We start from the raw sequence: 22,476 nt of genomic DNA, 5'->3' as shown, positions 1-22,476 counted from the left end.
CGCGGGGTGGGTCAGCCGGGCAATCCCTCCGGTTTCCCCTGTGCGGCCGCCCTGGTCCCGGTGAGTTCGGCCCAGACGATCAGCCGGTGGCTGTGGCCCCATTCCGGATCGCAGGTGGTCAGCGTGAGATAGCGGCCGGGCGAGGTGAAGGGCGACTTGCGGGGGACGGGATCGACCACGGCGACGTCGGTCGGCAGGGTGCGCAGTGGCTGGTTCCGGATCGTGTAGGTGTACCAGGCGGTCGCGTCCTTGACGATCACCAGATCGCCGGGGCGCAGCTCGGGAAAGTCCTTGAACGGATCGCCGTACGTGCGCCGGTGTCCAGCCACTGAGAAATTCCCCCCGTCGCCCGGGAAGGCGGTGCCCGCGTAGTGGCCGAGGCCCTTCTTGAGGACGTCGGTCGCGGTGCCCTCCAGGACCGGCTTGCTCCAGTCCGGTCCGAGGCGCGGGATGTACATCTCGGCGAAGGCCTGTCCCTGCACGGGGGCGGGGGCGGGGGCCGGCGTGGAGGTGGGGGCGGGAGTGGAGGTGGGGGCGGGCGCGGGCGCCGGAGCGGAGGAGGGGGCCGGGGCGGCTCCCGTGGCCGCCGCGGGCGCCTCCGCCGACCAGCGGCTGTGCAGCCGGTCGCGCTCGGTGTCCATGGCCCGGTCGGCCTTGACCCCGGTCCACAGCAGGACGTACCCGACGAACAGCACGATGACCGTGCCGACGGTCAGGCACACCTCGCTGAACGTCCGCACCAGCAGGCGCAGTACGGTCCGCGCGGGCGGGCGCCCCGGCCGTCGCGGCTCAGGACGCGGATGCGGATGCGGACGCGGACTCCACGGGCTTCGCATAGTGGAGGTCCACTGTGCCGGAGTACCCCGGAAGTGTCAGCGCCTTCTGCTCCTCGACTTTCCAGCCCAGCCCGTAGGCGTTGACGTACAGCTGGTAGTTCTGGATCGCGGGCGAGGCGGCGATCGCCTTGCGCAACGCGCCCGGGTCGCCGATCGCCGTGATCTTGTACGGCGGCGAGTACACCCGGCCCTGGAGGATCAGGGTGTTGCCCACGCAGCGCACGGCGCTGGTGGAGATCAGCCGCTGGTCCATGACCTCGATGCCGCGGGCGCCGCCCTGCCACAGGGCGTTGACCACGGCCTGCAGGTCCTGCTGGTGGATCACCAGGTCGTTGGGCTGCGGCTCGGGGACATTGGGGATGCGGGCGGTGGCGTTCGGCGGGGCGTCGTTGAGGGTCACCGAGACGGCCCTGCCGGAGATCTCCTCGGTGCCCGCGGCGGCGCGCAGGGCGGCGAGTTTGGCGTCCTCGGCCTTGGTGCTGCCGTCGTCGCGTTCGGCCAGCGCGTCGACCTGGCGGCGGACGGCGGCGGTGTCCGTGTCGAGTTGGGCGTTGTTCTGGCTGCGCTCGTGGATGAGGTCCGACAGCTTCAGGAGGGAGCCGTCCGTGCGGATGTTCGTACCCTTGGACGTGTTGAAGCTGGTGACGAAGATCAGGCCGGCCAGGGCGAACACGGCGGCCGTCAGCAGCCGGACCGGTCTGACCCGGCGACGGGGACCCGCGGAGGAGTCGTCGGAATTGCTCAACGTACCCTTCTCCTTCAACGCCACAGACCCACTACGCTAACGGACGCCCGGGGGAGGCAAGGTCCCCAGCGCATCGACAGGAGAGACCCTCGTGCCGAAGTCACGTATCCGCAAGAAGGACGATTACACCCCGCCGCCGACGAGGCAGGCGCAGACGATCAGGCTGACGAACCGCAGCTGGGTGGCTCCGGTGATGCTGGCGTTCTTCCTCATCGGTCTTGCCTGGATTGTCGTCTTTTATGTGACCGACACCCAGCTGCCGATCGAATCTCTTGGCAATTGGAACATTGTGGTCGGTTTTGGCTTCATCGCGGCAGGCTTCGGCGTCTCCACGCAGTGGAAGTGACCGCATCGCGGCGCGGCGGTGGCCGGGCGGTAGCAGAGCAGTAACGGCGGTCTGAAGCAAGCTCTCCCCACGAGTTATCCACAGCGTCATCCACACCTGAGGAAAAAGGCAGAAGATCTGTGGATAACTCTGTGGAGGGTTGACGCCGGTGTGACTTTTCCAGGTGGTCCGAGGCCTCTCGCAAGGCCTCAGACCAGCTCGGCCGTCCGGATGACGACGACGGCCACCACCAGCAGGAACACGGCCGCACAGGTCCCCCACTGGACCAGCGCCCGCCGCTTCCCGGGCGCGGCGGAGGGCAGCAGCATGCCCAGACCGGCCAGGGCGCCGGTGACCAGCCCGCCGATGTGCGCCTGCCAGGAGATCTCCCCGGTCCCGCCGATCGGTACGAAGGTCAGCAGCAGCATGAGCAGGACCATCACGGCGATCGGGCGCATGCTGTACCGCATCCGCCGCATCAGCACGACGGTGGCTCCGAGCAGCCCGAAGATGGCCCCGGACGCGCCGAGCGTCGGCATGTTCGGCGGGGTCAGCAGGTAGACCAGCGCACTGCCGCCCAGCCCGGAGAGCAGGTACACGGCGAGGTAGCGGGCCCGGCCCAGGGCGGCCTCCAGCGGAGCGCCCAGGAACCACAGGGCGGTCATGTTGCCGATGATGTGCCACCACGCCTCGTGCAGGAAGACCGAGGTCAGCAGCCGGTAGTACTGCCCGGTGGACACGCCTTCGAGGGGGCCGCCGAGGTAGTCGACGTAGCGGCCGATCAGCTCCAGCGGGACCAGCACCGCCGGGGCGGCCAGCGCGGCGAAGAACACCGCGACGTTGATGCCCAGCAGGACCTTGGTGACCAGGGCGGTGTCCGCGACCACCGCCCCGCCCGCGAGGGTGCGCGGGGTGTTGGCCGCCGCGCCGTGGCCCGTACCCGAGCCGGAGCGGACGCACTCGGGGCACTGGAAGCCGACCGAGGCGCTGATCATGCAGTCCGGGCAGATCGGGCGCTCACAGCGGGCGCATCTGATCCCGGTCTCGCGGTCCGGGTGCCGGTAGCAGCCCGGCGCCCGCCCGGTGTCCGGCCGGTCGGTGTCCATCGGTCCCCTCCCTCGCGGCGGTGCCGTCTTCGTAACGAGTACGGACGGGCGGGGGGCATGGTTCCCGCGGCGCGGGTCAGCGCTCCTCGATCACCACGGCCTTGATGACCACGTCCTCCACGGGACGGTCGGTGCGCGGGTTGGTCGCGCTGGACGCGATGGCGCTGACGACGGCCTGGCTGGCCTTGTCGGTGATCTCGCCGAAGATCGTGTGCTTGCGGGTCAGCCACGCGGTGGGGGCGACCGTGATGAAGAACTGCGAGCCGTTCGTGCCCGGGCCCGAGTTCGCCATGGCCAGCAGGTACGGCTTGGTGAAGGCCAGGTCGGGGTGGAACTCGTCGGCGAACTGGTAGCCGGGACCACCGGTGCCGTTGCCGAGCGGGTCGCCGCCCTGAATCATGAAACCGCTGATCACACGGTGGAAGACGGTGCCGTCGTAGAACGGGTCCGTGGTCTTCTGACCGTCCGTGGGGCGGGTCCATTCACGGTCGCCCTTGGCCAGTTCCACGAAGTTCCGGACGGTCTTCGGGGCATGGTTCGCCAGCAGCTCGATCTCGATGTCGCCCTGGCTCGTCTTGAGAGTGGCGAAAAGCTTCGCGGCCACGAATCTGCCTTCCATCGTCATCACGGGTCGGCCGAATCTTCCCACGGAGTGCTCCGGGAAGAGGAAATAGGCCACTCGGATGCCCTGTCGGCCATGCCACGGTGCGGCAACACAGGCATGATCCGACAAAGGGTGGAAAGGTGAACTGTGTCCGCCACCGAGGAGGAGGAATCCCGTGACCCGCAAGGACAGCGTGCACGCCGCGGCCGAGAGCGCGAGGGACAGCATGCGGCACGCAGCGGAAGTGGTGGCGCCGTACGCAGGAACCGCCAAGGACGCCGCCGCGCACTACGCGCACGAGGCCAACGTACGGCTGACACCGAAGGTTTCGTACGCCGCCGGTGAAGCGGCCCGCCAGGCCCGCACCGCGTACGACAGCCATCTGCACCCCCACGTGATGTCGGCGCGCGCCCACGTGCCGCCGCATGTGGACCGGGCGGCGACGCGCGCCGTGATCCGGACCCGCAAGGCCGCGCGGCAGGCCGCCGACTACACGGCGCCAAAGCTCGAGAGCGCCCTCGCGGCCGCGCAGCCCGTGGCCGAGGAGGCCGCTGCCCGGTCGACCGCCGCCCTGGCGGCGCTGCGCGGGCAGGTGTCGGCGCAGGAGGTGCAGAAGCTGGTCCGGCGCCATGAGCGGCGGGCGCGCCGCGGCCGGCTGTTCAAGGGCCTCGCGCTGGCCGGCCTGCTGGCCGGTGGCGCGTTCGCCGCGTGGAAGTGGTGGGACCAGCAGTCGAACCCGGACTGGCTGGTCGAGCCGCCCGCGGCGACGGAGCTGTCGTCGCGCGGCGGCGAGCCGGCGAGCTTCGACGACGAGCTGGCGGCCAAGGAGCGCTCGGCGGCGGACGAGCAGCAGGAACAGCAGCCGTAGCGGCTGCGCCGACGGATCCGTCCGTACGGCGCCGGGGCCCGGATCCGTGGGTGGATCCGGGCCCCGGCGTCGTGTCGGCGGGCGGGTCAGTTGGGGAGGGTGAGCACCATGCCCGGGCGGATCAGGTCCGGGTTGGAGCCGACGACGCCCTTGTTCATGGCGTACAGCTCGCGCCAGCGGGCCTCGTTGCCCAGCTCGCGGCGGGCGATGGCGGAGAGGGAGTCACCGGGCCGGACCGTGTAGGTGCGCTTCTTGGCGGCGGGCGCGGGCTTGGGGGCTGCGGCCGCGGGCGCGGGCGCGGGCCGGTGCGGCGCGGCCGCGGCCGGCTTCGGGGCGGCCGGAGCGGGCTTGGGCGGAGTGACCTGGGCGGCGGACCGGGCCTGGGCCGCCATCCGGTCCGCGGCCTCCCTGGTGGCCGTGGCGGACGTGTCGGTGTACCTGGTGGCGGTGTCGGCGGGTGCGCTCGCCGCGGGCCCCGAGGAGGCCGCGGCCTGCTGTTCGACCTGCTCCTTGGCCTTCTCAGCGGCGTCGTGCGCCTTCTTCTTGTCGGACTTGAGGAAGTCGAAGATTCCCATGGTGTGAACGCCTCCGGCGTGGTGTGCCCCCTGGCTCGATGCCTTCATCCACTGTCGGCCACGGGGCGCCGCCCGGCCGTGTGACTACGCCATACGAGCTACTGGCGGGCGCGGCGGGCCGGGCGCGGGCTCTCGCTCGGGACCGCCAGGTCCCCCTCCACCAGCAGGTTCAGCACGCGCATCAGGGCCGCCCGGTCGGCGTCGGTGAGGGAGCCGACGGCCTCGGCGTGCACCCGGTCCACGATCCGGGTGCTCCGCGCGGCCATCTCCGCGCCCGCCTCGGTGACCGCGATGATCCGCGCGCGGCGGTCCCGGGAGGAGGGCCTGCGCTCGGCCAGACCGGCCTTCTCGAGGGCGTCGACGGTCACGACCATCGTCGTCTTGTCCATGTCGCCGATCTCCGCGAGCTGGATCTGGGTGCGCTCCTCCTCCATGGCGTGCACCAGCACGCAGTGCATGCGGGCGGTCAGGCCGATCTCGTCGAGGGCGGCCGCCATGCGCGTGCGCAGGACGTGGCTGGTGTGGTCCAGAAGGAAGGAGAAGTCGGGCTCGGTCCGCTTGGGCGCCATGGCTGTCATGGATCCAGCCTAACAACTAGGTCCGAAATAAATAGTCTGCAACGGAACTATCTGCTACGGTCCTTCCTATCGCCCCCGCCACACCACACCCGCCGAGGGGGGCCACCGAACGGAGAGCTCGATGCCTGCCGCGCCCGCACCCTCCTCCGCCCCTCCGAAGGCCACGGCCGAGATCCGCACCGCCGCACCGGCCGCGGTGTCCGCCCGCCCGGCCCACGGGCTGCGCTCCCGCTGGACCGCCCTCGCCGTCCTCTCCACCGGCATGCTGATGACCGTCCTGGACGGCAGCATCGTCACGGTGGCCATGCCCGCCATCCAGAACGACCTCGGCTTCTCCCCCGCCGGGCTCAGCTGGGTGGTGAATGCCTACCTGATCGCCTTCGGCAGCCTGCTGCTGCTCGCCGGGCGGCTCGGGGACCTCATCGGCCACAAGCGGATGTTCCTGGCCGGGACCGCCGTCTTCACCGGCGCTTCCCTGCTGGCGGGCTTCGCGGGCTCCCCCGAACTGCTGATCGCCGCCCGCTTCCTCCAGGGGGTGGGCAGCGCGATGGCCTCCGCCGTCAGCCTCGGCATCCTGATCAACCTGTTCACCGAGCCCCGCGAGCGGGCCAGGGCCATCGCGGTCTTCTCCTTCACCGGCGCGGCCGGGGCCTCCCTCGGCCAGGTGCTCGGCGGAGTGCTCACCGACGCCCTCGACTGGCACTGGATCTTCTTCATCAACCTGCCGATCGGCCTGGCCGCGCTGCTGCTGGCGCTGCCCGCCCTCCCGGCCGGCCGTGGACTGGGCCTCGGCGCGGGCGCCGACGTACTCGGTGCGGTGCTGGTGACCGCGGGTCTGATGCTCGGCATCTCCACCGTGGTCAAGGTCGAGCAGTACGGCTGGACCTCCGCGCACACCCTCGGGCTGGGCGCGCTCTCCCTGGCCCTGCTCGCCGCGTTCACCGTCCGGCAGGCCAAGGCCCGTACCCCGCTCATGCCGCTGCGGATCTTCCGGTCCCGCACCGTGGTCGGCGCCAACCTGGTCCAGATGCTGATGATCGCCGCGCTCTTCTCCTTCCAGATCCTGGTCGCCCTCTACCTCCAGAAGGTCCTCGGTTACGGCGCCGCCGCCACCGGGCTCGCGATGCTCCCGGCCGCCGTCGTGATCGGCGTGACCTCCCTCGGCGTCTCGACCCGGCTGATCTCCCGGTTCGGTGGACGCACGGTCCTGATCACCGGCCTCGTCCTGCTGCTGGGCGGCCAGCTGCTGCTGACCCGGCTGCCGGTGCACGCCGATTACGTCACCGACCTGCTGCCCGTGATGCTCCTCGCGGCGGGCTTCGGCCTGGCCCTGCCGGCCCTGACCGGGCTGGCGATGTCGGGAGCCGGCGCCGAGGACGCGGGCCTGGCCTCGGGTCTGTTCAACACGACCCAGCAGATCGGCATGGCGGTGGGCGTCGCCGTCCTCTCCACCCTGGCGGCCTCGCGCACCGAGTCCCTCACCCGCTCCGGACACACCGCGGCGCAGGCCCTGACCGGCGGCTACCACGTGGCCTTCGGGATCGGCTCCGGGCTGCTCCTGCTGGCCGTCGCCCTGGCCGCGACCCTGCTGCGGCCGGAGCGCCGCGCCTGAGCCCTCCGCCTGATCGGACCCCGCGTCAGAAAACCTCTGCGGCCCGTTGTTTCACGGTTTCACGTGAAACAACGGGCCGCAGAGGTTCGTCGTGCCGGAGCGGGGACTACGCGCCGGCCGCGGCCGGCGCCGCGGCGGGCTCCTCGGCGGTCTTCTCCTCGGCGGTCCTCTCATCGCCCGCCCGCTCGGTGGCGGGAAGCCTGAGCACCTGGGCCAGCACCGCCACCACGACGCCCACGGCCAGCGCGATGCCCACGAAGAGCAGGCTCATCCCGTGTCCGGTGAACATCCCGGCCAGAGCGGGCCCCAGGGTGTAACCGGCGGAGATGGCGATGCCGTAAAGGGCGTTGACCCGGCCGCGGTTGGCCTGGGTGGCGGCGGCATTGACCAGGGTGGGCACCACCACCGAGTAGAAGGCCGCGCCGATGGACGCGAGAGCCGCGCCGACGCACACCAGCACGATCACCACGGTCTCCGAGGAAACGTGGGCAGCCAGCAGGAGCAGCCCCCAGAACACCGACCAGGACAGCGCCGCGATCGCCAGCGATACCCGGTGCGGCAGGCGCTTGATCACGGAGAGCAGGGCGACCTGGGCCACCACGGCGAACACCGTGTCCACCACGAAGATCACGGCCAGGTCGGAGGCCTGCAGGCCCGAGATCGTCACCAGCACGGCCGGGACGCCCGACTCCAGCTGCGAGTAGCCGATGGCGAACATCAGGAAGGTGAGCAGAAGGGTCGCGAGGAGAGGCCCGTTGTGGAGCGCGCTGCGGTAGGAGACCTTGGCTCCGGCCTCGTCCCGGTCACCCTTCGACGGCGGCGGGATCCGCTTGGCCGCGGCGGCCATCAGCCAGCCGGCCGCCACGAAGGTGAGCCCGTTGAACAGGTAGAGCGCGCGGAACGTCCACAGGTCGTCGGCCACGACCACGCTTCCCGCCACGACGCCGCCGATGCCCAGCGCGGCGTTGGAGATGCCGAAGTTGAGCCCGAACACGACCGGGCGGCGGTCCGCGTCCACCGACTCGGCCAGCAGGGCCTGCCAGACCGAGTTGCCTCCCACACCCAGGCCGAACACCGCCGCGGCCAGCAGCGCTTGCCAGGGTGCGGCGACCACCGCGTACAGGCAGGTGCCCGTCGCGGCGACCACCATGGCGGCGAGGATGGTGCGGGTGCGGCCGATCACATCGAGGGCCCAGCCGGCGAGCAGACCGCCGAGGAAGGCCGTGACCGAGGTGACCGCCACCGCCCCGGTGGCCACGGAGACGCCGAACCCGTGACCCTGGACGAGGTAGATCACCAGGAGCGGCAGCACCAGACCCGACCCGAGCGAATTGATACCGCTTGCAAACAGCAGCCGCTTCGCGGTGGACGGCAAATCCCGGAAATCCTTGATGACTGTCACGTGCGTGCCTGTTCTACGGGGGTGGTCTCGTAGGTGAGCAGGGATTCCAGCTCGATCGCACGCCGGGCGAACTCCTCTTCGCTGTCGGCGCCGAGGACCACCAGCAGGGCGGCGGCCACGGAATGGAGCTGTATCGCGTCGCCGACCCGGCGGAGCCGCTCCACCTCGAGGACGTACGGAACGGCGGCGATGTCCTCGTCGCTCGGTTCGCGGGTGATGACGCCCCCCGTCTCGGGAGCCAGCAGCAGCCATCCGACGTAGGGCAGCGGGGGCGCGGACAGGGCCACGGCCTCGCGTCGACGGGTGGTCAGGGATTCCGCCCAGATCTCGCGCAGGTCGGCTCCGAGCGGTCGGAACGCGTGCGTCACCCCGCCGCCGCCGGGGCGCGTGGCGATCTCGGAGAACCACAGGGTCCCGTCGGCGGACCGGAACAGCTCGGTGTGCGTGATGCCGTCGGTGATGTCCAGGGCCGCGTTGACGCGGCGGTGCAACTCTTCGACAGCGGCGTAGAGTTCGGCTTCCTCCGCGCGCGGCAGCAGCACCGCGCCGTTCAGGTGGCCGGGCTTGTCGACCTCGATCCGGGGCCGCAGGTAGCGGCTGACACCGAGCTCCCAGAGCTCGCCGTCGACCCACACGGCATCGACGTGGAACTCCTCGCCGCGGATCATCTCCTCGGCCATCAGGGTCCCGGCGGCCGCGTTCTCGACCAGCCAGAGCGCCAGCTCCTCGGCCGTCTCCACCCGCGCCGTGGTGGTCGTACCCATGCCCGCGACCGGCTTGACCACGGCCGGGAACCCGATCTCCCGCGCGACGTGAGCGGCCGCTGCCGCCGGATCCCCGGAGGGGACGGTCGTGAAGCGGGCCGCCCGCACTCCGGCCGCCGCCACCGCGCTCTTCATCGCGCGCTTGTCCCGCACCCGGACGCTCTGGGTGATCGTCGGCTGCCGCAGGCCCAGCAGGGTGGCGAGGTACGCCGCCCCGAACTGGCCGCGCTCACAGGTGCTGACGACCCGGTCGAAGGTCAGGCCTTCCAGCTGCAGGCCGGTGGCGAGCGTCGCGAGCTCGTCCATCGCCTCGAAACTGCCGACGACGACGAACCGCTCCAGGCGCTCGACGACCGCGGGGTCGATGGGCCGGTTGGCGGCTTCCCATTCATCGACGAGCAGGACGACCTTCACCCCCGTCGCCAGCAGCGCCTCGATGGAACCCGCCTCCCAGCGGCACACGAGAAATCGCATGAAAGGGAACCTCTCTTCAAAGATTTCGGATCGAATGCCCGCGAGCTCTTCAACCGATTCCGGTGGTCGTCGGCCGCGGCGAATGGAAGGCGAATCGACAATTCCAGCGGCTTGGCAAGGATCGCGCGGGGCTTTGCAGATACCAAGAGGGAACATCTGGCAACTTGCGGACTGGCACTTTGCTGTCCGAAGATGTGACCCCGTCACGTCGGGTGAGCGGGCGGATCCGGACGGTGCTGCTCACGGAGGGTGATGCCGTCGCTTCGGCAGGTCGTCGTCCGGGGCGGGGCAAGGCCCCCGAGGGGGCGGACCCGGGCACAAAGGCCGGGGGGTTAGAGTCCAGGAGGTTGAAGCTCTTGTGGATGACAGCGGATTCGCCAAGAATCCTCGGAGTCCGGGCTCTCGACCAGGACTGTATGACATATCGACCGGGCCTGCCGAAGTGCTTCCCGGGAATCAATTGAATTAAAGAACAGAACGGCATCGAAGCCGCCTGGCATGACGGAGGCGTAGGAATGTTCGAGATTCCCTTCCCGGGTCTCGAAACGCCTTATGGCTGACATCACCGCATGTATGTCGTTCGGGCTTGCCTCCGCGCCATTCCCGGAGGTGCGTCTGACCGTCAGGGCAACTGCGTACATGAGAGAAGCATCGCCCATCCAGGCCCGCGGAACGCTGCTGTCCAATGGCAGGAAGCGGATTGGCAGGAAGGTGTCGGACGGGGGAAAGTGTGCAGGTCAGCAGTAGTCAGAGTATCGATTTCGAACCCAGGGCCTCGCTCACCTGCCTGGGTGTGAACCCGCATGCGGAAATGGTCTACCGGGCGATGCTCAGGCATCCGCGATGGAGCGTTCGCGAACTCGCGGAGGAACTCCGCATAGAGGAGAGCGAGGTCAGGTCCGGCCTGGACGAGCTGGCCAGGACCGCGCTCGTCAGGGCGTCGTGGGACGAGCCCGGGCTGGTCACCGCGGTCAAGCCGAACATCGGCCTGGGCGCCCTGATATCGGCGCAGCAGAGGGACCTGCTGGAACGCCAGCGAAAGCTGGACGAAGGCCGCTCCATAATGGCCGAGCTGATGGTCGATTACGACAGCGCCCAGGGCACCCGGCAGAGCGGTGGAATCGAATACCTGCCGGGGCTGGATTCGGTCCGGACCCGGATCGAGGAACTCTCCCGCGATGTGCAGAAAGAAGTGCTGGCCCTCATTCCCCGGGCCTCACTCTCCGTCGACGGGATGGAGGCCAGCAAGGCGCTGGACGAGGAAATCCTGGCCCGCGGGGTGACCGTTCGTACGGTGTATTTGGACAGTGTCCGAAATCATTCGGCAACGCAGCAATACGCGCGCTGGCTCACCGGACTCGGCGGCGAGGTCAGGACCGTCCCCGCGCTGCCGATGCGCATCATCGTGATCGACCGCGAGGTCGCCGTCCTGCCCATTGATCCCGAGGAGTCCGGTAAGGGCGCTCTGGTCCTGCGGGAGCCCAGCGTCATCGCCGCGATCCTCGTGCTCTTCGAGAAGTTCTGGGACACGGCCTGCCCGCTGGGCACCTCGGACCAGCGGGACGATCAGGGGCTCAGCCCCCAGGAGCGGGCGCTGCTGCAGCTGCTCTCCTCGGGCATGACGGACGAGGTGGCGGCCCGCCACCTCGGGCTCTCCGTCCGCAGCGTGCGCCGGCTCATGTCCGACATCATGGCCCGGCTGGAGGCCGGCAGCCGGTTCGAGGCCGGGGTGCGCGCGGCCGAGCGCGGCTGGATCTGACGCCGACGGCCGAACGCACGCGACCGCTGCCCGGTCCGTACGGGACCGGGCAGCCCCGTCTCACCGCTCCGCGATGGAGGCGACCGTCGGCCGGGCCAGCGCGAGGTAGTCGGACACGTCGAGCGCCACGGACATGTCGAGCCGCCCGGTGTTGAAGAAGATCTCGTCGTGGCCGGTCAGCCCCTCGTCGACGAGCACCTCCAGGTCGGGCGAACCGAGCACGAACGGCGCGATCGACCCGCTGACGCTGCCCGTCTTCTGCTCGGCCACCTCGCGCACGGCGAACGAAGCCTCCGTACCGCCGAGCAGATCGGCCACGGCCGCCAGGTCGACCCTGCGGTCCCCCGGTACGACGGCGAGCACGTACCGCCGCCGCCGCTTGCCCAGCGCGACCCGCAGCACGAGGGACTTCGCGGCCTGGGCGAGGGGGTGCCCCCGCAGGACGCTGGCCTCGTCCGTGCGCCCCTCCGGGGCGTGGGGAATGAAGCGGTGCCGTGCTCCGGACGACCGGAACAGCGCGGCGAGCGTGGCATGCACGTCGAGGCCGCCACCCGCATGCGCGGAGCCCGCCGCACCGGACGGCAGGAGCCGGCCCGCCGAAACCCGGCACCGGGCCACACCCGCACCCGCGCCCACACCCGCACCGACCCCTGCCGGGGCCGGCAGCAGCGTGGCCGCGCTCACTGGAACCGCCCGCTCAGGATCGTGGCCGCCGAGGCGCGGGCCAGCTGCAGGGCGTCGCCGAGCCTGGCCGCCTTGCGGCCGCCCGCGTTGGCCAGCGCCCCCTTGCCACCGGCGCCGCCGCCGATCACCGCGGCCGCCTCCGTCAGGACCTCCTGCGCCTCCACGCCGCTCTCCCGCAGCTGACCCCCCAGGGCCGCGGCGAGCATCGCCTTGTCCCCGTCGGTGGTGCCGAGGACCACGATCCCCACCCCGGCGGCGATCCGCTGGGCCACCGCCGACGCCAGCTGACGCAGCTCCTGGGCCGTGACGTCGTCCACCCGCCCGATGACCAGCACGCCGCCCGGGACCACCTCGGCCTTCTCGGCGAGGACCGCGGCCCTGGCGGTCAGCTCGTTCCCGCGCAGCCGCTCGACCTCGCTCTGCGCGTGGGCCAGCAGGTCGAGCCGCTTGTGCAGCGCGCCCACCGCCTCGTCGGGCCGGCTGCCGAGGAGACCCGCCAGCTCGCGCAGCAACCGCCGCTCGTGATCCGCCGACCGCAGCGCCTCCCGGCCCGTGTACGCCTCGATGCGGCGCAGGTTGGCGCCCACCGAGGACTCCCCGATGATGCGCACCGCGCCCACCTGGGACCCGTGCGCGACATGGGTGCCGCCGCAGAGCTCGCGCGAGAAGTCGCCGATGTCGACGATGCGCACCGTGTCCTCGTACTTCTCCCCGAACAGCGCCAGCGCCCCCGCCTGTTCGGCCTCGGCGCGGTCCGCGTGCCACACCCGGACCTCGGGGTCGGCCAGCAGGCGGCTGTTGACCCGCTGCTCGATCTCCTCGAGCTGCCCTTCCGAGAGCGCCGAGAAGTTCACGAAGTCGAAGCGCAGCCGGCCGTCGTCCACCAGCGACCCGTGCTGCGCCGCGTGCGGGCCCAGCAGTTCGCGGACCACCGCGTGCAGCACGTGGGTGGCCGAGTGCGAGCGGGCCACGGCCGCCCGGCGCACCCCGTCCACCTCGGCCTCCGCCAGGTCCCCGGCGCGCAGCTCGCCCGCGATGACGCGCGCGGTGTGCACGTGGAACCCGGGCAGGCCCCGGCGGGTGTCCGTGATCTCCAGTACGGCGCCGCCCGCGGTGCGCAGCGAGCCGGTGTCACCGACCTGCCCGCCGCCCTCCGCGTAGAACGGCGTGCGCTCGAGGACCAGTTCGATCTCGCTGCCCTCGCCGGCCGCCTCGATCGTGCGGCCGCCGTCGAGCAGCCCGAGGACCGCGGTCTCGGCCGTGAGGCTCTCGTACCCGACGAAGTCCGTGCGTCCGTGCCGGGCCGACAGCTCCCGGTAGGCCTCCAGCCGACGCAGCGCGGCCGCCGTCCTGGTCTTGCCGCCGCTCTTGGCCCGCTGCTGCTGCTCGGCGAGGAGCACGGCGAACCGGTCCTCGTCGACGGTCAGGCCCGCGTCGTGCGCCGCCTCCACGGTCAGCTCGACCGGGAAGCCGAAGGTGTCGTGCAGTTCGAAGGCCGTCTCGCCGGACAGGGCCTCGGCCTTGCTCTCCCGGGCCCGCAGCACGGCCGCGTCCAGCAGCTTGGCGCCCTGGCGCAGGGTGCGGCCGAAGGACTCCTCCTCGGCGCGGACGATCTGCTCGATCAGCCCCGCCTGTTCGGTCAGCTCGGGCCAGGACGGGCCGAGGTGGGTGATGACGCTCCCGGTCACGGCGGGCAGCAGCGGGCCGTCGATGCCCAGCAGCCGCCCGTGCCGCACCGCACGCCGCATCAGACGGCGCAGGACGTAGCCGCGCCCCTCGTTGGAGGGCAGCACTCCGTCGGCGATGAGGAAGGCCATGGCGCGGGCGTGCTCGGTGACCACCTGGAAGGACACCTTCTCGGCGCCGCTGCCCGGGTACGGGCGGGACGCCAGCTCCTGCACCGTGTGCAGGGTCGGGGCCAGCAGGTCGGTCTGGCAGACGTTCTCCACGCCCTGGAGGATCACCGCGAGCCGCTCCAGGCCCATCCCGGTGTCGATGCCCTTCATCGGCAGCTCGCCGAGGATCGGGTAGTCCGTCTTCCCGTCGCCCTCGCCCCGCCCGAACTGCATGAAGACCAGGTTCCAGATCTCCATGTAGCGCTCGTCGTTGACGGCCGGGCCGCCCTCGACGCCGAACGCCGGACCCCGGTCGTAGTACAGCTCCGAGTTGGGACCGCAGGGGCCGGGCACGCCCATCGACCAGAAGTTGTCCTCCTTGCCGAGCCGCTGGATGCGCGAGGACGGTATGCCGATCCGCTCCCAGCAGCGGATCGACTCGTCGTCGTCCAGGTAGACGGTGGCCCAGAGCCGCTCGGGGTCGAGTCCGTATCCCTTGGTGACCAGCTCGTACGCGTACGCGATCGTGTCGGCCTTGAAGTAGTCGCCGAAGGAGAAGTTGCCGAGCATCTCGAAGAACGTGCCGTGGCGGCTGGTGCGGCCCACGTTCTCGATGTCGGAGGTACGGGCGCACTTCTGCACCGAGACCGCGCGCGGGAACGGCGGCGGGACCTCGCCGAGGTAGTACGGCTTGAACTGGTTCATCCCCGCGTTGGCGAGCAGCAGCGTGGGGTCGTCGGGGACGAGCGGGCTGGAGCGGACCAGTTGGTGGTCACGGTCGGTGAAGAAGTCCAGGAAGGTGGAGCGGATCTGCTGGGAGTGCACGGGTTCACCTCGGGCGAGCGAGCTTGCGGAGCAAGTACGGGACAGCGGGCTGGGGTTCAGACAAGGCAGGGGATCGCGGAGACGGAGGTGACACCGAAGGCCGGTTCGCGCACGAGGGGCGGCGACCCGGGCAGGAGCCCCGGATGACGGCTGTCCAGGGCGCGGAACAGTGCCTCGACCTCGATCCGGGCCAGAGCCGCGCCCAGGCAGAAGTGACCGCCGCGCCCGAACGCGATGTGCCGGCCGTCGGCGCGGCGGATGTCGAAGCGGTCGGGGTCGGGGAACACCTCGGGGTCCCGGTTGGCCGCCGCGAGCACCAGCACGACCCGCTGGCCCTTGGCGATGCGGTGCCCGCCGTACTCGAAGTCCCGCAGCGCGGTGCGCGGGGCGAAGTGGAAGGGCGAGGCGAGGCGCACGGCCTCGTCCACGGCCGCGGCGTACGGGACGGACCCGTCCCGCAGCGCGGCGTGCTGGGCCGGAGCGGCGAGCAGATGGCTCATGCCGACCGCGACCGTGGTGCTCACCGGCTCGGCGCCACCGGTCAGCAACTGCGCGAACAGCGCGGTGACTTCCTCGTCGTCCAGCGATCCGTCCGCGTACAGGGAGCCGAGCAGCGCGGCCATCGGCCCGGCGCCGCGCGGCAGCACGGTCCCGGTGACGTACCGGGTCAGGTCCCGGACGGCAGCGCCGGCGGCCAGCGCGACGCCCTTCTCCAGGACCGGCATGCTCAGGTACGCGATGAGCGCGTCCGACCAGCGCAGGACGTCCTCCCGCTCCTCGTCGAGCACGCCGAGGAAGGCGCAGATGGCGCTGAGCGCGTACGGGCGGGCGACCTGCTGGAAGAGGTCCTGCTCGCCCGGGGACAGCGCGCCGACGGCGGCCTCCGCGTGGGCCCTGACCGTCTCGGTGAACGGTTCCAGGCTGCGCGGGGTGAAGGCCCGCTGGAGGGCCTTGCGGGCCTTGAGCTGGTACGGCGGGTCCGCGAAGACCAGCCACTTGCCCAGGAAGCGCTCGACCGGCGCGAAGGCCGCGCGCATGTCCCCGGTCATCGCGGCCAGCATCTCGGTCTTGTCCCTGGCGCCCAGCGCGGACTCCATGAGCAGGGCCTCGACGTCGGCGTGCCGGGTGACGTACCAGCTGCGGGTCGGCTCGTTCCAGTGCACCGGTTCGAACGCCCGCAGCCGGGCGAAGAAGGGCGCCGGGTCCAGGGCCACCTCGGGGTCCAGGATCTCCGCCGGGTCGACGGCGTCGCTCCGCGGCGGCCGGGCGGGCGCGGTCTGAGTGGTCATCTACTGGCCTTCTGGGGCGGGCTCGTGAGCGGGTGCGGAGGCGGTTTCGTCGGCGGTTTCCTCGGCGGTTTCGTCGGCGGGTCCGTCGGCGAGTTCGTGCGCGGTGCGCAGCAGTACGTCGCCGAACGCGCGCAGTGCGTCCGGGCCGAGTACGGCCGGGTCCGAGGTGAGGACGAGGTCCAGGCGGCCGTCGGGGCGGGCCGGGTCCAGCAGTTCGACGGTCAGGTCGCTGTCGTTGGAGTGGCGCGGGACGTGGGCGGGGGCGAGCTCGGCGTCCCCGAGCGACAGCGTGCGCGAGGCGCAGAGGGGCCGGTCGGTGAAGACGGTCCGGATCTCCTCGGGGTGCCGGGGCGCGGCCCACTGCCGCAGCAGGGCGAAGTCGGCGGACCGCAGGACGTCCCGGTACGACGCCGGGGGACCGGCGTCGGCCACCGCGCGGACGCGCACCGGGAGGACGTCCGCCAGGTGGGCCACCACGGACCACTGCCAGAGCTCGGCCCGCCCGGGCACCCGCAGCCCGACGCGGAAGTCCCGCTGTCCCGTGTACCGGGCCAGGGCCAGCCCGTACACCGCGAAGAGGGCCAGCGCCGGGGTGGTGCCCGGTGACCCCGCGCGCCGCACGAGCGCGTCGAGCACCCGCCGCTCGACGGGCACCCGCAGCCGCGGCGCCGGGCCGTCCGCCGGGAGGGCGTCCCGTACGGGCCAGTCGACGGGGGGCGCGGAGTCGAGGTAGGTGATCCACTCGGCGCCGAGGGTGGCGAGGTCGAGGCCCTCCCGCACCCGCTCGCGGGCGGCGCGGTGCGCGGCGGCGGTGTTCTCGGGAGCGTCCTCCCGAGCGGACTCCTGCGCGTACGCCCGCTCGATCTCCCGTTCCAGCACGGGCAGCGCGGCGCCGTCCACGGCCGCGCCGGGGGCCTCCACGATCAGCAGGGTGCCGTTCGGCCACTGGTGGAGCGCCGCCCTGAGCAGGGCGCCGTCCGCCGGGGCCGAACGGCGGGCGCCGCGGGCCTCGACCAGCTTCAGGGCGTGGTCCACCGCCCCCCAGCCGTCCCCCGGCACCTCGATCGTCTCGACGCCGCCCGCCCGGAGCTCCGGGTGGCGCCGGGCCACCCGGCCGAGCGCGGCGCCGAGCCGCTGCGGGTCGACGTGGCCCGTACCCAGGTAGGCCAGTGTGGCGACGGGGGCACCGGTCCCGGCCGGGCGTGCGGGCCGCCGGTCCGTCGGGCGGTCCGTGCGGTCCGTACGGTCCGCCTGCTCTCTCGTGTCCATGGCTGTTCCCCTTCTCTCGTGTGCTGTCCAGTTCGGTGGGGGGGCGCGCTCAGCGCACGGGGGCGTCCAGGACCCGTACGACGGGAGCGCGGCCGGCTTCCGCCACGACGCTCGCCCGGGCGCCGAGCGGGACGGTGAGGATCGGGTCGGTGTGGCCGAACGGCAGGTCCGTCACGAGGGCCACGTCCCCGGGGAAGGCGTCCAGCAGGATCCGGTGGAACGCCGCGTCCCGCTCGGGGTCGTGCGCGCTCCCGGGGGTCCGGCCGACGAGCACCGCCGTCGCCCGCTCCGCGATCCCCAGCTGCCGCAGCTGGGTGAGGCTGCGCTGGAACGCGGGCACGGACGCACCGTCCGCCGTGCCCTCCAGGCACAGCACGGTCGGCCCGTCGGGAGGCCGCAGCCAGCGCGTGCCCGCGAGCACCCCGAGGGTGGGGACGTTGCCGCCGAACAGCACGCCCTCGCCCCGGCCGGGTCGCAGGACGTACGGACCTCCGGTGTGCCGGGGGCGTGCCTCCCGGTCCGCGCCCGCCCAGTCGCCGCCGGGCTCGGTCCACCAGCCGGGCAGCGGCCAGGCCCCGCCGGCCCCGGTCATCAGGGTGTCGCGCAGAGGGCCGGTGGTCTCGGCGAACGGCCGGGGCCACTCGCCGAACTGCGGGAGCAGCGCGGGTCCGTAGAAGACGGTGGCACCGGTCAGGGCCTGGTAGCCCAGCAGCAGGGCGGTGTTGTCGCTGTAGCCGACGAGGATCTTCGGCGGCAGGTCGGCCAGCGGGTCGAGGTGCTCCAGCAGGTCGTTGGAGTTGTTGCCGCCGATGGTCGTGAACACGGCCTCGACCTCCGGGTCCGCGAATAGCTCGATCAGCGCGCGGGCGCGCTCGCGCCCGGTGCCCGCGATCGATCCCGCGTACCGGCCCTCCGGCGCGAGCCGGACCGTGCAGCCCAGCTCCCGCTCCAGCGCGTCCACGGCCCGCCGGGTGCGTTCGGGGAAGCGGCCCGCGGCCCACGCGCTGGTCGCGGCCACGCCGACGACCGCGCCGGGCCGCAGCCGGGGCGGCGGCGTGCTCCCGGCCGCGCCGCCGGGCCGGTCACCGGTCATGACGCGCCGAACAGGAAGCGCAGGGCGTTGCCGGACAGCAGCGCGTGGGCCTGCGACCCGGAGAGCCTGAGCGAGCTGAGGATGCGGTCGACGGCGTCGGGGATCTCCGCGCCCAGCACCCGGCCGTCGTCCCAGGGCTGGAGGTGCCAGGGCGTGTCCAGGGAGAACATCAGCCGCTGCCCGTACCGGCCGATCAGCTCGGCCAGCCGCGCGTCGGAGCCGGTGGGCCCGGGGTCGCCCACGGTGCGTTCGCAGACGGCTTCCCAGGGCCCGAGGTCGGCGTACACGCCGGGCCGGGCCAGCACCTCGTCGAGGCCGGGGTTGAGGAAGCCGAGGTGGGCGATGCTGATCCGGGCGCCGGCGCGGACGGCGGCCTCGACGACCGAGTCCGCGATCTCCCGGAGGTCACCGAGCCGCCCCTCGGGGGAGCAGTGCAGCACCGTCGGGACGTTCCAGCGCGCGGCCAGGTCGAGGTAGCCGCGGTCGACGTACTCGGCGAGCGGCGTCTCGGCAGCCGGCGGGTGCCACTTGAGCGCGAACACCTCGTCCGTACGGGCCTCGTAATCGGCGGCGAAGTCCTCGGCCGAGCGGAAGGGATCGGCCATCAGGGCGGTCATCGGCAGCCCGGCGGAGGCCGGGTGGTCCTTGCGGAACCGGGCGCAGTCGTCGAGCAGCTCGATGTTGCGCTCCCGGATCACGCGGCTGCACGCTTCGGGGCCGACGGGCGTACCGGTGGGCTTGAACCTGCGGTAGTACGGCATCGGCAGCACCAGGGCGCCGGTGACCGCGGGCGGCCCGGACGGCAGCGCGGCGCCGACGGAGGTGAGCAGGGCCATCAGCTCGTCCACCGACTGGCGGTAGGTGTGGTGGGAGTCCTCGCGGTGGTAGACCAGCTCGGCGCCGGTGTGCTCGTGGGAGCTGATCAGCGCGGGCCCGGCCGTCAGCAGCGCGTGGGCCTCCTCGCGTACGTGTCCGAGCCCGGCCGGGGTGAGGTCGGTGGGGATCAGCCCGTACACGGCGGCGTCGACCCGCCCGTCGTGCGTGGTCAGGGCGCTGCGCAGGACTCCTTCGGACACGAACCCGGCCTTTTCGGCGACGCGTTGGGAGGCGAGGTTGCCGGTGGCCGCGAGGAGCGTGATCCGGCGTACCGCGGTGACCGCGAACGCCCAGGCCGCCACGGCGCGCACGGCCTCGGCGGCGAAGCCGCGGCCGCGGGCGGTGGGGGCGACCCAGTAGCCGATCTCGGTGGTGGACTCGGCCCAGTGGGTGGACTTGAGGCCGAAGCACCCGACGAGTTCGCCGCTCTCGCGGTCCTCGGCGGCGAACTGCACCCCGTCGCCGGAGAGCAGGGACGCGGGGGCGCCCTCGGCGCACCACCACCGGGCGTGGTCGAGGGTGTACGGGCGCGGCAGCGGCAGCCACCGCTGGGTCAGTTCGTCGTCGCAGGCGGCCTGCACGGCCGGGGCGTCCCGCGGGGTGAAGGGGCGCAGGACGAGCCGTTCGGTCGTCACGGACTCTTCGGGGAACCGGGTCATCTCGCTACTCCTGGGGAAGGCGTGAGCACGCGTGGGTACGACGGGCGGCGCGGGCGGCGCGGGCGGCGGTCACTTCTCGCCGCGGAACTTGCGGCCCAGCAGCACCGCGGACCCGGTGGGCGTCCCGCAGTGCGCGCACGGCCGCGTCGCCGCCGCCGCGCCCGCGGCGCCGTCGGCACCCTCGGCACCGTCCGCGCCGAGCGCGTAGGCACCGCGCGGGCGACCGATCACGTCGAGCACGTCCTGCTCCAGGGCGTACGACACGCACGCGTCCGCCGTGCAGAGCGGCAGCCGCGCCGCCGCCGGAATGCCGTCGAGGTCCGCCCGGGTGGGGAAGCCGGCCAGATCGCGCACCCGGGCGCGGTGGTCCCGCTCCCGCGTGCGCAGCAATTCGGCTCCCAGCGCGGCGAGTTCGGCCTCGACCCGCGCGGCCAGCCCGTCCTCGACGACCGGCTTCCCGGTGTCCGCGTCCTCGCCGAGGAGCAGCACCGTGTCGGCGCCTTCGCCCCGGACGGTGAGGAAGAGCGGCGCTCCGTGGGTCCTGGCCCCGGCGACCCGGGCGGCGTGGCCCCGGCGGTCGTCGAAGACCGTGGCGCGCACCCCGCGCGCCCTGAGCTCCTCGGCCAGCGCGTGCGCCCGCTCCGCTCCTTCGCGCAGGGAGGGAACGACCGCGAGCTGCACGGGGGCCACGGAGGGGTGGTAGACCGGCTTGTCGGCCTCGGCGTGCGAGTGCACGAGCAGCGCCAGCACCAGCCGGGCCGAGAAGCCGAAGTTGAGCATGGACAGGGCGGTGCCCTCGCTGCGGACGCCGAACGTGTCGCTGAACCGGGTGCCGAGCTCGTACACCGAGGTCAGCGTGGTGGACGTGCCCTCGGGCAGCAGGGTGACGAGTTCGTGGCGGCGGTCGGCGTAGGCCCGCCCGTAGTCGGGGGCCTGGAGCCGCTCCACGGCGACGGTGGGCAGGCCGATGGCCGAACACACCCGCCCCGGACCGTGCAGCATGAAGTCGACGTCCGAGTCGGCCTCGTCCACGAAGGCGGCCTGTGCCTCGAAGAAGGGCCAGACGAACCGTTCCATCCACAACGGGCGCATGCCGTGGCCCTCGTGGCGGCCCACCGTACGGACCGAGGTGACCCGGAACGGCGGCGTGCGGCCCTCGTCCAGCCACTGCGCCATCACCGTGCAGATCTGTGCCTCGATGGTCGAAGCGAGCGCGTGCGGCGCGGTGTCGCCGTCCGCGCCGTGCAGGACGTAGATCCGGTCCAGGAAGCTCTTGATGGAACCGGCCTGGCGCTCCAGGGCCTCCAGCGGCACCGCGGAGGGGAGCCCCAGCTCCTCGTATCCGGCCTCGGCGAAGAGCCGCCGGAAGGTTTCGACGACGTGGGAGCAGAGCTCGTAGCCGTGCGGCAGCCAGCCGCTGGCGCCGGACACGGGGTACTTGGCGTTGATGATGTGGGAGCGCTGGAGTGCCGCGGCATCCCCCGCCCATCGTTCGGCGGTCATCGGCCGGTCACCTCCGTGCCGCGCAGCAGCGCGTACTGACTGATGTGGAAGAAGGAGACGGCGAGGGTCTGGAGCCGGTTCTCGGCGTCCATGTAGCAGGCGCTGTACTGCTTGGCGGCCGCCTCGGGCAGCTGCTCCAGGGAGGCGGTCACCCGCCCGTCGTGCCGCCAGACCAGCGCCGTGCCGTTGCCGTCGCTCCCCTTGAGGGCCCAGGTCTCCCGGGCGGGCTCGGCCGGGACGTCCAGGGCGGTCAGGACGCGTCCGATCAGCTCCACCAGATCGGCGCGCCGGTCCTGCCGCTCGGCGAGCAGCCCGTCCACGCACACCAGGTCCTCGGCGTCCGGCCCCGCTCCCGCGACCGGCGCGACGGCGGGTCCGCCGGTCCAGTAGCCGACCGGCAGGTCACGCCAGCTGAAGCGCTGCTTGGCGACGAGCGGAAGCCCGCGCAGGCAGAGCCCCGCCGTGGGGTACCAGCCCTTGGGCTGGTCCGAGCCGTGTGCGGTGAGCACGACCTTGCGCAGCTCGGGGTTCAGCCACTCGCGCACGGGGTGGGTGAGCGGCGGGGGGACGAGCACGGGCAGGTGCGTGCGGCGTACGGAGACCGAGCGGAGCAGCGGTTCGATCCGCAGCTGCGAATCCCGCAGCCGCTCCAGGGCCCGGCTGGTGAGTACGTAGTGGCCCTCGGGGCCGTACTCGCGCCGGACCAGCCTGTCCTCGGCCGGGGAGGGCGTACTGCTGGGGGGCAAGGGCATGGTCAGTCCAGTGGGAGGGAGCGGCTCGCCGGGCCCTGGGGCG

Annotated in this window: 20 protein-coding genes; 4 read left to right on the top strand and 16 right to left on the bottom strand. The window is 72.3% G+C overall.

All coding sequences use genetic code 11. The annotated features are described in order from the left end of the window. Positions 1-11: 11 nt before the first annotated feature. Positions 12-746 (bottom strand): class E sortase, encoded by a 735-nt coding sequence (locus ABT084_RS05055; protein WP_351038314.1) that lies wholly within the window; start codon positions 744-746, stop codon positions 12-14. A 43-nt stretch (positions 747-789) separates the two neighbouring features. Further along, positions 790-1,581, bottom strand: a complete 792-nt coding sequence (locus ABT084_RS05050; RefSeq protein WP_351038277.1) for a DUF881 domain-containing protein — start codon at positions 1,579-1,581, stop codon at positions 790-792. Between the two features lie 91 nt (positions 1,582-1,672). Here ABT084_RS05050 and crgA point away from each other — a divergent pair, with 91 nt between their 5' ends. Beyond that, on the top strand, positions 1,673-1,927 hold the full coding sequence (crgA, locus tag ABT084_RS05045; protein ID WP_053675547.1) for a cell division protein CrgA: 255 nt from the start codon (positions 1,673-1,675) through the stop codon (positions 1,925-1,927). A 188-nt stretch (positions 1,928-2,115) separates the two neighbouring features. Here crgA and ABT084_RS05040 read toward each other — a convergent pair whose 3' ends face one another. Then, a complete protein-coding gene (locus ABT084_RS05040) occupies positions 2,116-3,012 on the bottom strand; it encodes a rhomboid family intramembrane serine protease (protein WP_351038276.1) in 897 nt (298 codons plus the stop codon). A 76-nt stretch (positions 3,013-3,088) separates the two neighbouring features. Continuing rightward, on the bottom strand, positions 3,089-3,616 hold the full coding sequence (locus ABT084_RS05035) for a peptidylprolyl isomerase (RefSeq protein WP_351038275.1): 528 nt from the start codon (positions 3,614-3,616) through the stop codon (positions 3,089-3,091). Positions 3,617-3,791: 175 nt separating this feature from the next. On the opposite strand from ABT084_RS05035, the gene ABT084_RS05030 reads away from it, so the two are divergent. Next, positions 3,792-4,484: a DUF5324 family protein gene (locus tag ABT084_RS05030; RefSeq protein WP_351038274.1), complete on the top strand. Its 693-nt coding sequence runs from the start codon at positions 3,792-3,794 to the stop codon at positions 4,482-4,484. Positions 4,485-4,570: 86 nt separating this feature from the next. Here the strand turns inward: ABT084_RS05030 and ABT084_RS05025 are convergent, their stop codons facing one another. Both ABT084_RS05025 and ABT084_RS05020 read right to left on the bottom strand, forming a co-directional pair. Then, on the bottom strand, positions 4,571-5,059 hold the full coding sequence (locus ABT084_RS05025; RefSeq protein ID WP_351038273.1) for a LysM peptidoglycan-binding domain-containing protein: 489 nt from the start codon (positions 5,057-5,059) through the stop codon (positions 4,571-4,573). A gap of 98 nt (positions 5,060-5,157) precedes the next feature. Next, positions 5,158-5,637, bottom strand: coding sequence for a MarR family winged helix-turn-helix transcriptional regulator (locus ABT084_RS05020; RefSeq protein ID WP_351038272.1), 480 nt, complete (start codon positions 5,635-5,637; stop codon positions 5,158-5,160). A gap of 121 nt (positions 5,638-5,758) precedes the next feature. Between ABT084_RS05020 and ABT084_RS05015 the strand changes: the two genes are divergently transcribed. Then, a complete protein-coding gene (locus ABT084_RS05015) occupies positions 5,759-7,249 on the top strand; it encodes an MFS transporter (protein WP_351038271.1) in 1,491 nt (496 codons plus the stop codon). 106 nt (positions 7,250-7,355) lie between these two features. Here the strand turns inward: ABT084_RS05015 and ABT084_RS05010 are convergent, their stop codons facing one another. Together ABT084_RS05010 and ABT084_RS05005 are read right to left on the bottom strand one after the other, a co-directional pair. Next, positions 7,356-8,624: an MFS transporter gene (locus tag ABT084_RS05010; protein WP_351038270.1), complete on the bottom strand. Its 1,269-nt coding sequence runs from the start codon at positions 8,622-8,624 to the stop codon at positions 7,356-7,358. 23 nt (positions 8,625-8,647) lie between these two features. After that, positions 8,648-9,889, bottom strand: a complete 1,242-nt coding sequence (locus tag ABT084_RS05005; RefSeq protein ID WP_351038269.1) for an ATP-grasp domain-containing protein — start codon at positions 9,887-9,889, stop codon at positions 8,648-8,650. A gap of 793 nt (positions 9,890-10,682) precedes the next feature. Between ABT084_RS05005 and ABT084_RS05000 the strand changes: the two genes are divergently transcribed. Then, positions 10,683-11,648 (top strand): helix-turn-helix transcriptional regulator, encoded by a 966-nt coding sequence (locus ABT084_RS05000; protein ID WP_351038268.1) that lies wholly within the window; start codon positions 10,683-10,685, stop codon positions 11,646-11,648. A gap of 60 nt (positions 11,649-11,708) precedes the next feature. On the opposite strand, the gene ABT084_RS04995 is transcribed toward ABT084_RS05000, so the two are convergent. The 8 genes from ABT084_RS04995 to ABT084_RS04960 form a co-directional block, all read right to left on the bottom strand. After that, on the bottom strand, positions 11,709-12,332 hold the full coding sequence (locus tag ABT084_RS04995) for a YbaK/EbsC family protein (protein WP_351038267.1): 624 nt from the start codon (positions 12,330-12,332) through the stop codon (positions 11,709-11,711). Further along, positions 12,329-14,992, bottom strand: a complete 2,664-nt coding sequence (gene alaS / locus ABT084_RS04990) for an alanine--tRNA ligase (RefSeq protein ID WP_351038266.1) — start codon at positions 14,990-14,992, stop codon at positions 12,329-12,331. Before alaS ends, ABT084_RS04995 begins: the two co-directional genes overlap by 4 nt. A gap of 56 nt (positions 14,993-15,048) precedes the next feature. Further along, entirely contained in the window at positions 15,049-16,281 is a 1,233-nt protein-coding gene (locus tag ABT084_RS04985) for a cytochrome P450 (RefSeq protein ID WP_351038265.1), read from the bottom strand. Continuing rightward, the gene (locus ABT084_RS04980) at positions 16,282-17,550 is read right to left on the bottom strand and encodes a condensation domain-containing protein (RefSeq protein WP_351038264.1); all 1,269 of its coding nucleotides are present in this window, start codon (positions 17,548-17,550) and stop codon (positions 16,282-16,284) included. A gap of 49 nt (positions 17,551-17,599) precedes the next feature. Further along, positions 17,600-18,643: a S66 family peptidase gene (locus ABT084_RS04975; protein ID WP_351038263.1), complete on the bottom strand. Its 1,044-nt coding sequence runs from the start codon at positions 18,641-18,643 to the stop codon at positions 17,600-17,602. After that, positions 18,640-20,178: a GNAT family N-acetyltransferase gene (locus ABT084_RS04970; RefSeq protein ID WP_351038262.1), complete on the bottom strand. Its 1,539-nt coding sequence runs from the start codon at positions 20,176-20,178 to the stop codon at positions 18,640-18,642. The genes ABT084_RS04975 and ABT084_RS04970 overlap by 4 nt, the downstream gene beginning before the upstream one ends. Before the next feature lie 69 nt (positions 20,179-20,247). Next, positions 20,248-21,681 (bottom strand): hypothetical protein, encoded by a 1,434-nt coding sequence (locus tag ABT084_RS04965; protein ID WP_351038261.1) that lies wholly within the window; start codon positions 21,679-21,681, stop codon positions 20,248-20,250. Continuing rightward, positions 21,678-22,433 carry a hypothetical protein gene (locus tag ABT084_RS04960; RefSeq protein WP_351038260.1) on the bottom strand — a complete coding sequence of 252 codons (756 nt, stop codon included), beginning with the start codon at positions 22,431-22,433 and terminating at the stop codon, positions 21,678-21,680. Before ABT084_RS04960 ends, ABT084_RS04965 begins: the two co-directional genes overlap by 4 nt. Between the last annotated feature and the right edge of the window lie 43 nt (positions 22,434-22,476).

This window comes from Streptomyces sp. NPDC002138 (assembly GCF_040296485.1).
GTDB lineage: Bacteria > Actinomycetota > Actinomycetes > Streptomycetales > Streptomycetaceae > Streptomyces.
This window is presented reverse-complemented; position numbering and strand designations above follow the sequence as displayed.

Coding starts and splice junctions, on each gene's coding strand:
- ABT084_RS05020 (WP_351038272.1), bottom strand. CDS start 5,637: ATGACAGCCATGGCGCCCAAGCGGACCGAGCCCGACTTCTCCTTCCTT.
- ABT084_RS04985 (WP_351038265.1), bottom strand. CDS start 16,281: ATGACCACTCAGACCGCGCCCGCCCGGCCGCCGCGGAGCGACGCCGTC.
- ABT084_RS04980 (WP_351038264.1), bottom strand. CDS start 17,550: ATGGACACGAGAGAGCAGGCGGACCGTACGGACCGCACGGACCGCCCG.
- ABT084_RS05025 (WP_351038273.1), bottom strand. CDS start 5,059: ATGGGAATCTTCGACTTCCTCAAGTCCGACAAGAAGAAGGCGCACGAC.
- ABT084_RS04970 (WP_351038262.1), bottom strand. CDS start 20,178: ATGACCCGGTTCCCCGAAGAGTCCGTGACGACCGAACGGCTCGTCCTG.
- ABT084_RS04965 (WP_351038261.1), bottom strand. CDS start 21,681: ATGACCGCCGAACGATGGGCGGGGGATGCCGCGGCACTCCAGCGCTCC.
- ABT084_RS05015 (WP_351038271.1), top strand. CDS start 5,759: ATGCCTGCCGCGCCCGCACCCTCCTCCGCCCCTCCGAAGGCCACGGCC.
- ABT084_RS05040 (WP_351038276.1), bottom strand. CDS start 3,012: ATGGACACCGACCGGCCGGACACCGGGCGGGCGCCGGGCTGCTACCGG.
- ABT084_RS04975 (WP_351038263.1), bottom strand. CDS start 18,643: ATGACCGGTGACCGGCCCGGCGGCGCGGCCGGGAGCACGCCGCCGCCC.
- ABT084_RS04960 (WP_351038260.1), bottom strand. CDS start 22,433: ATGCCCTTGCCCCCCAGCAGTACGCCCTCCCCGGCCGAGGACAGGCTG.
- ABT084_RS05005 (WP_351038269.1), bottom strand. CDS start 9,889: ATGCGATTTCTCGTGTGCCGCTGGGAGGCGGGTTCCATCGAGGCGCTG.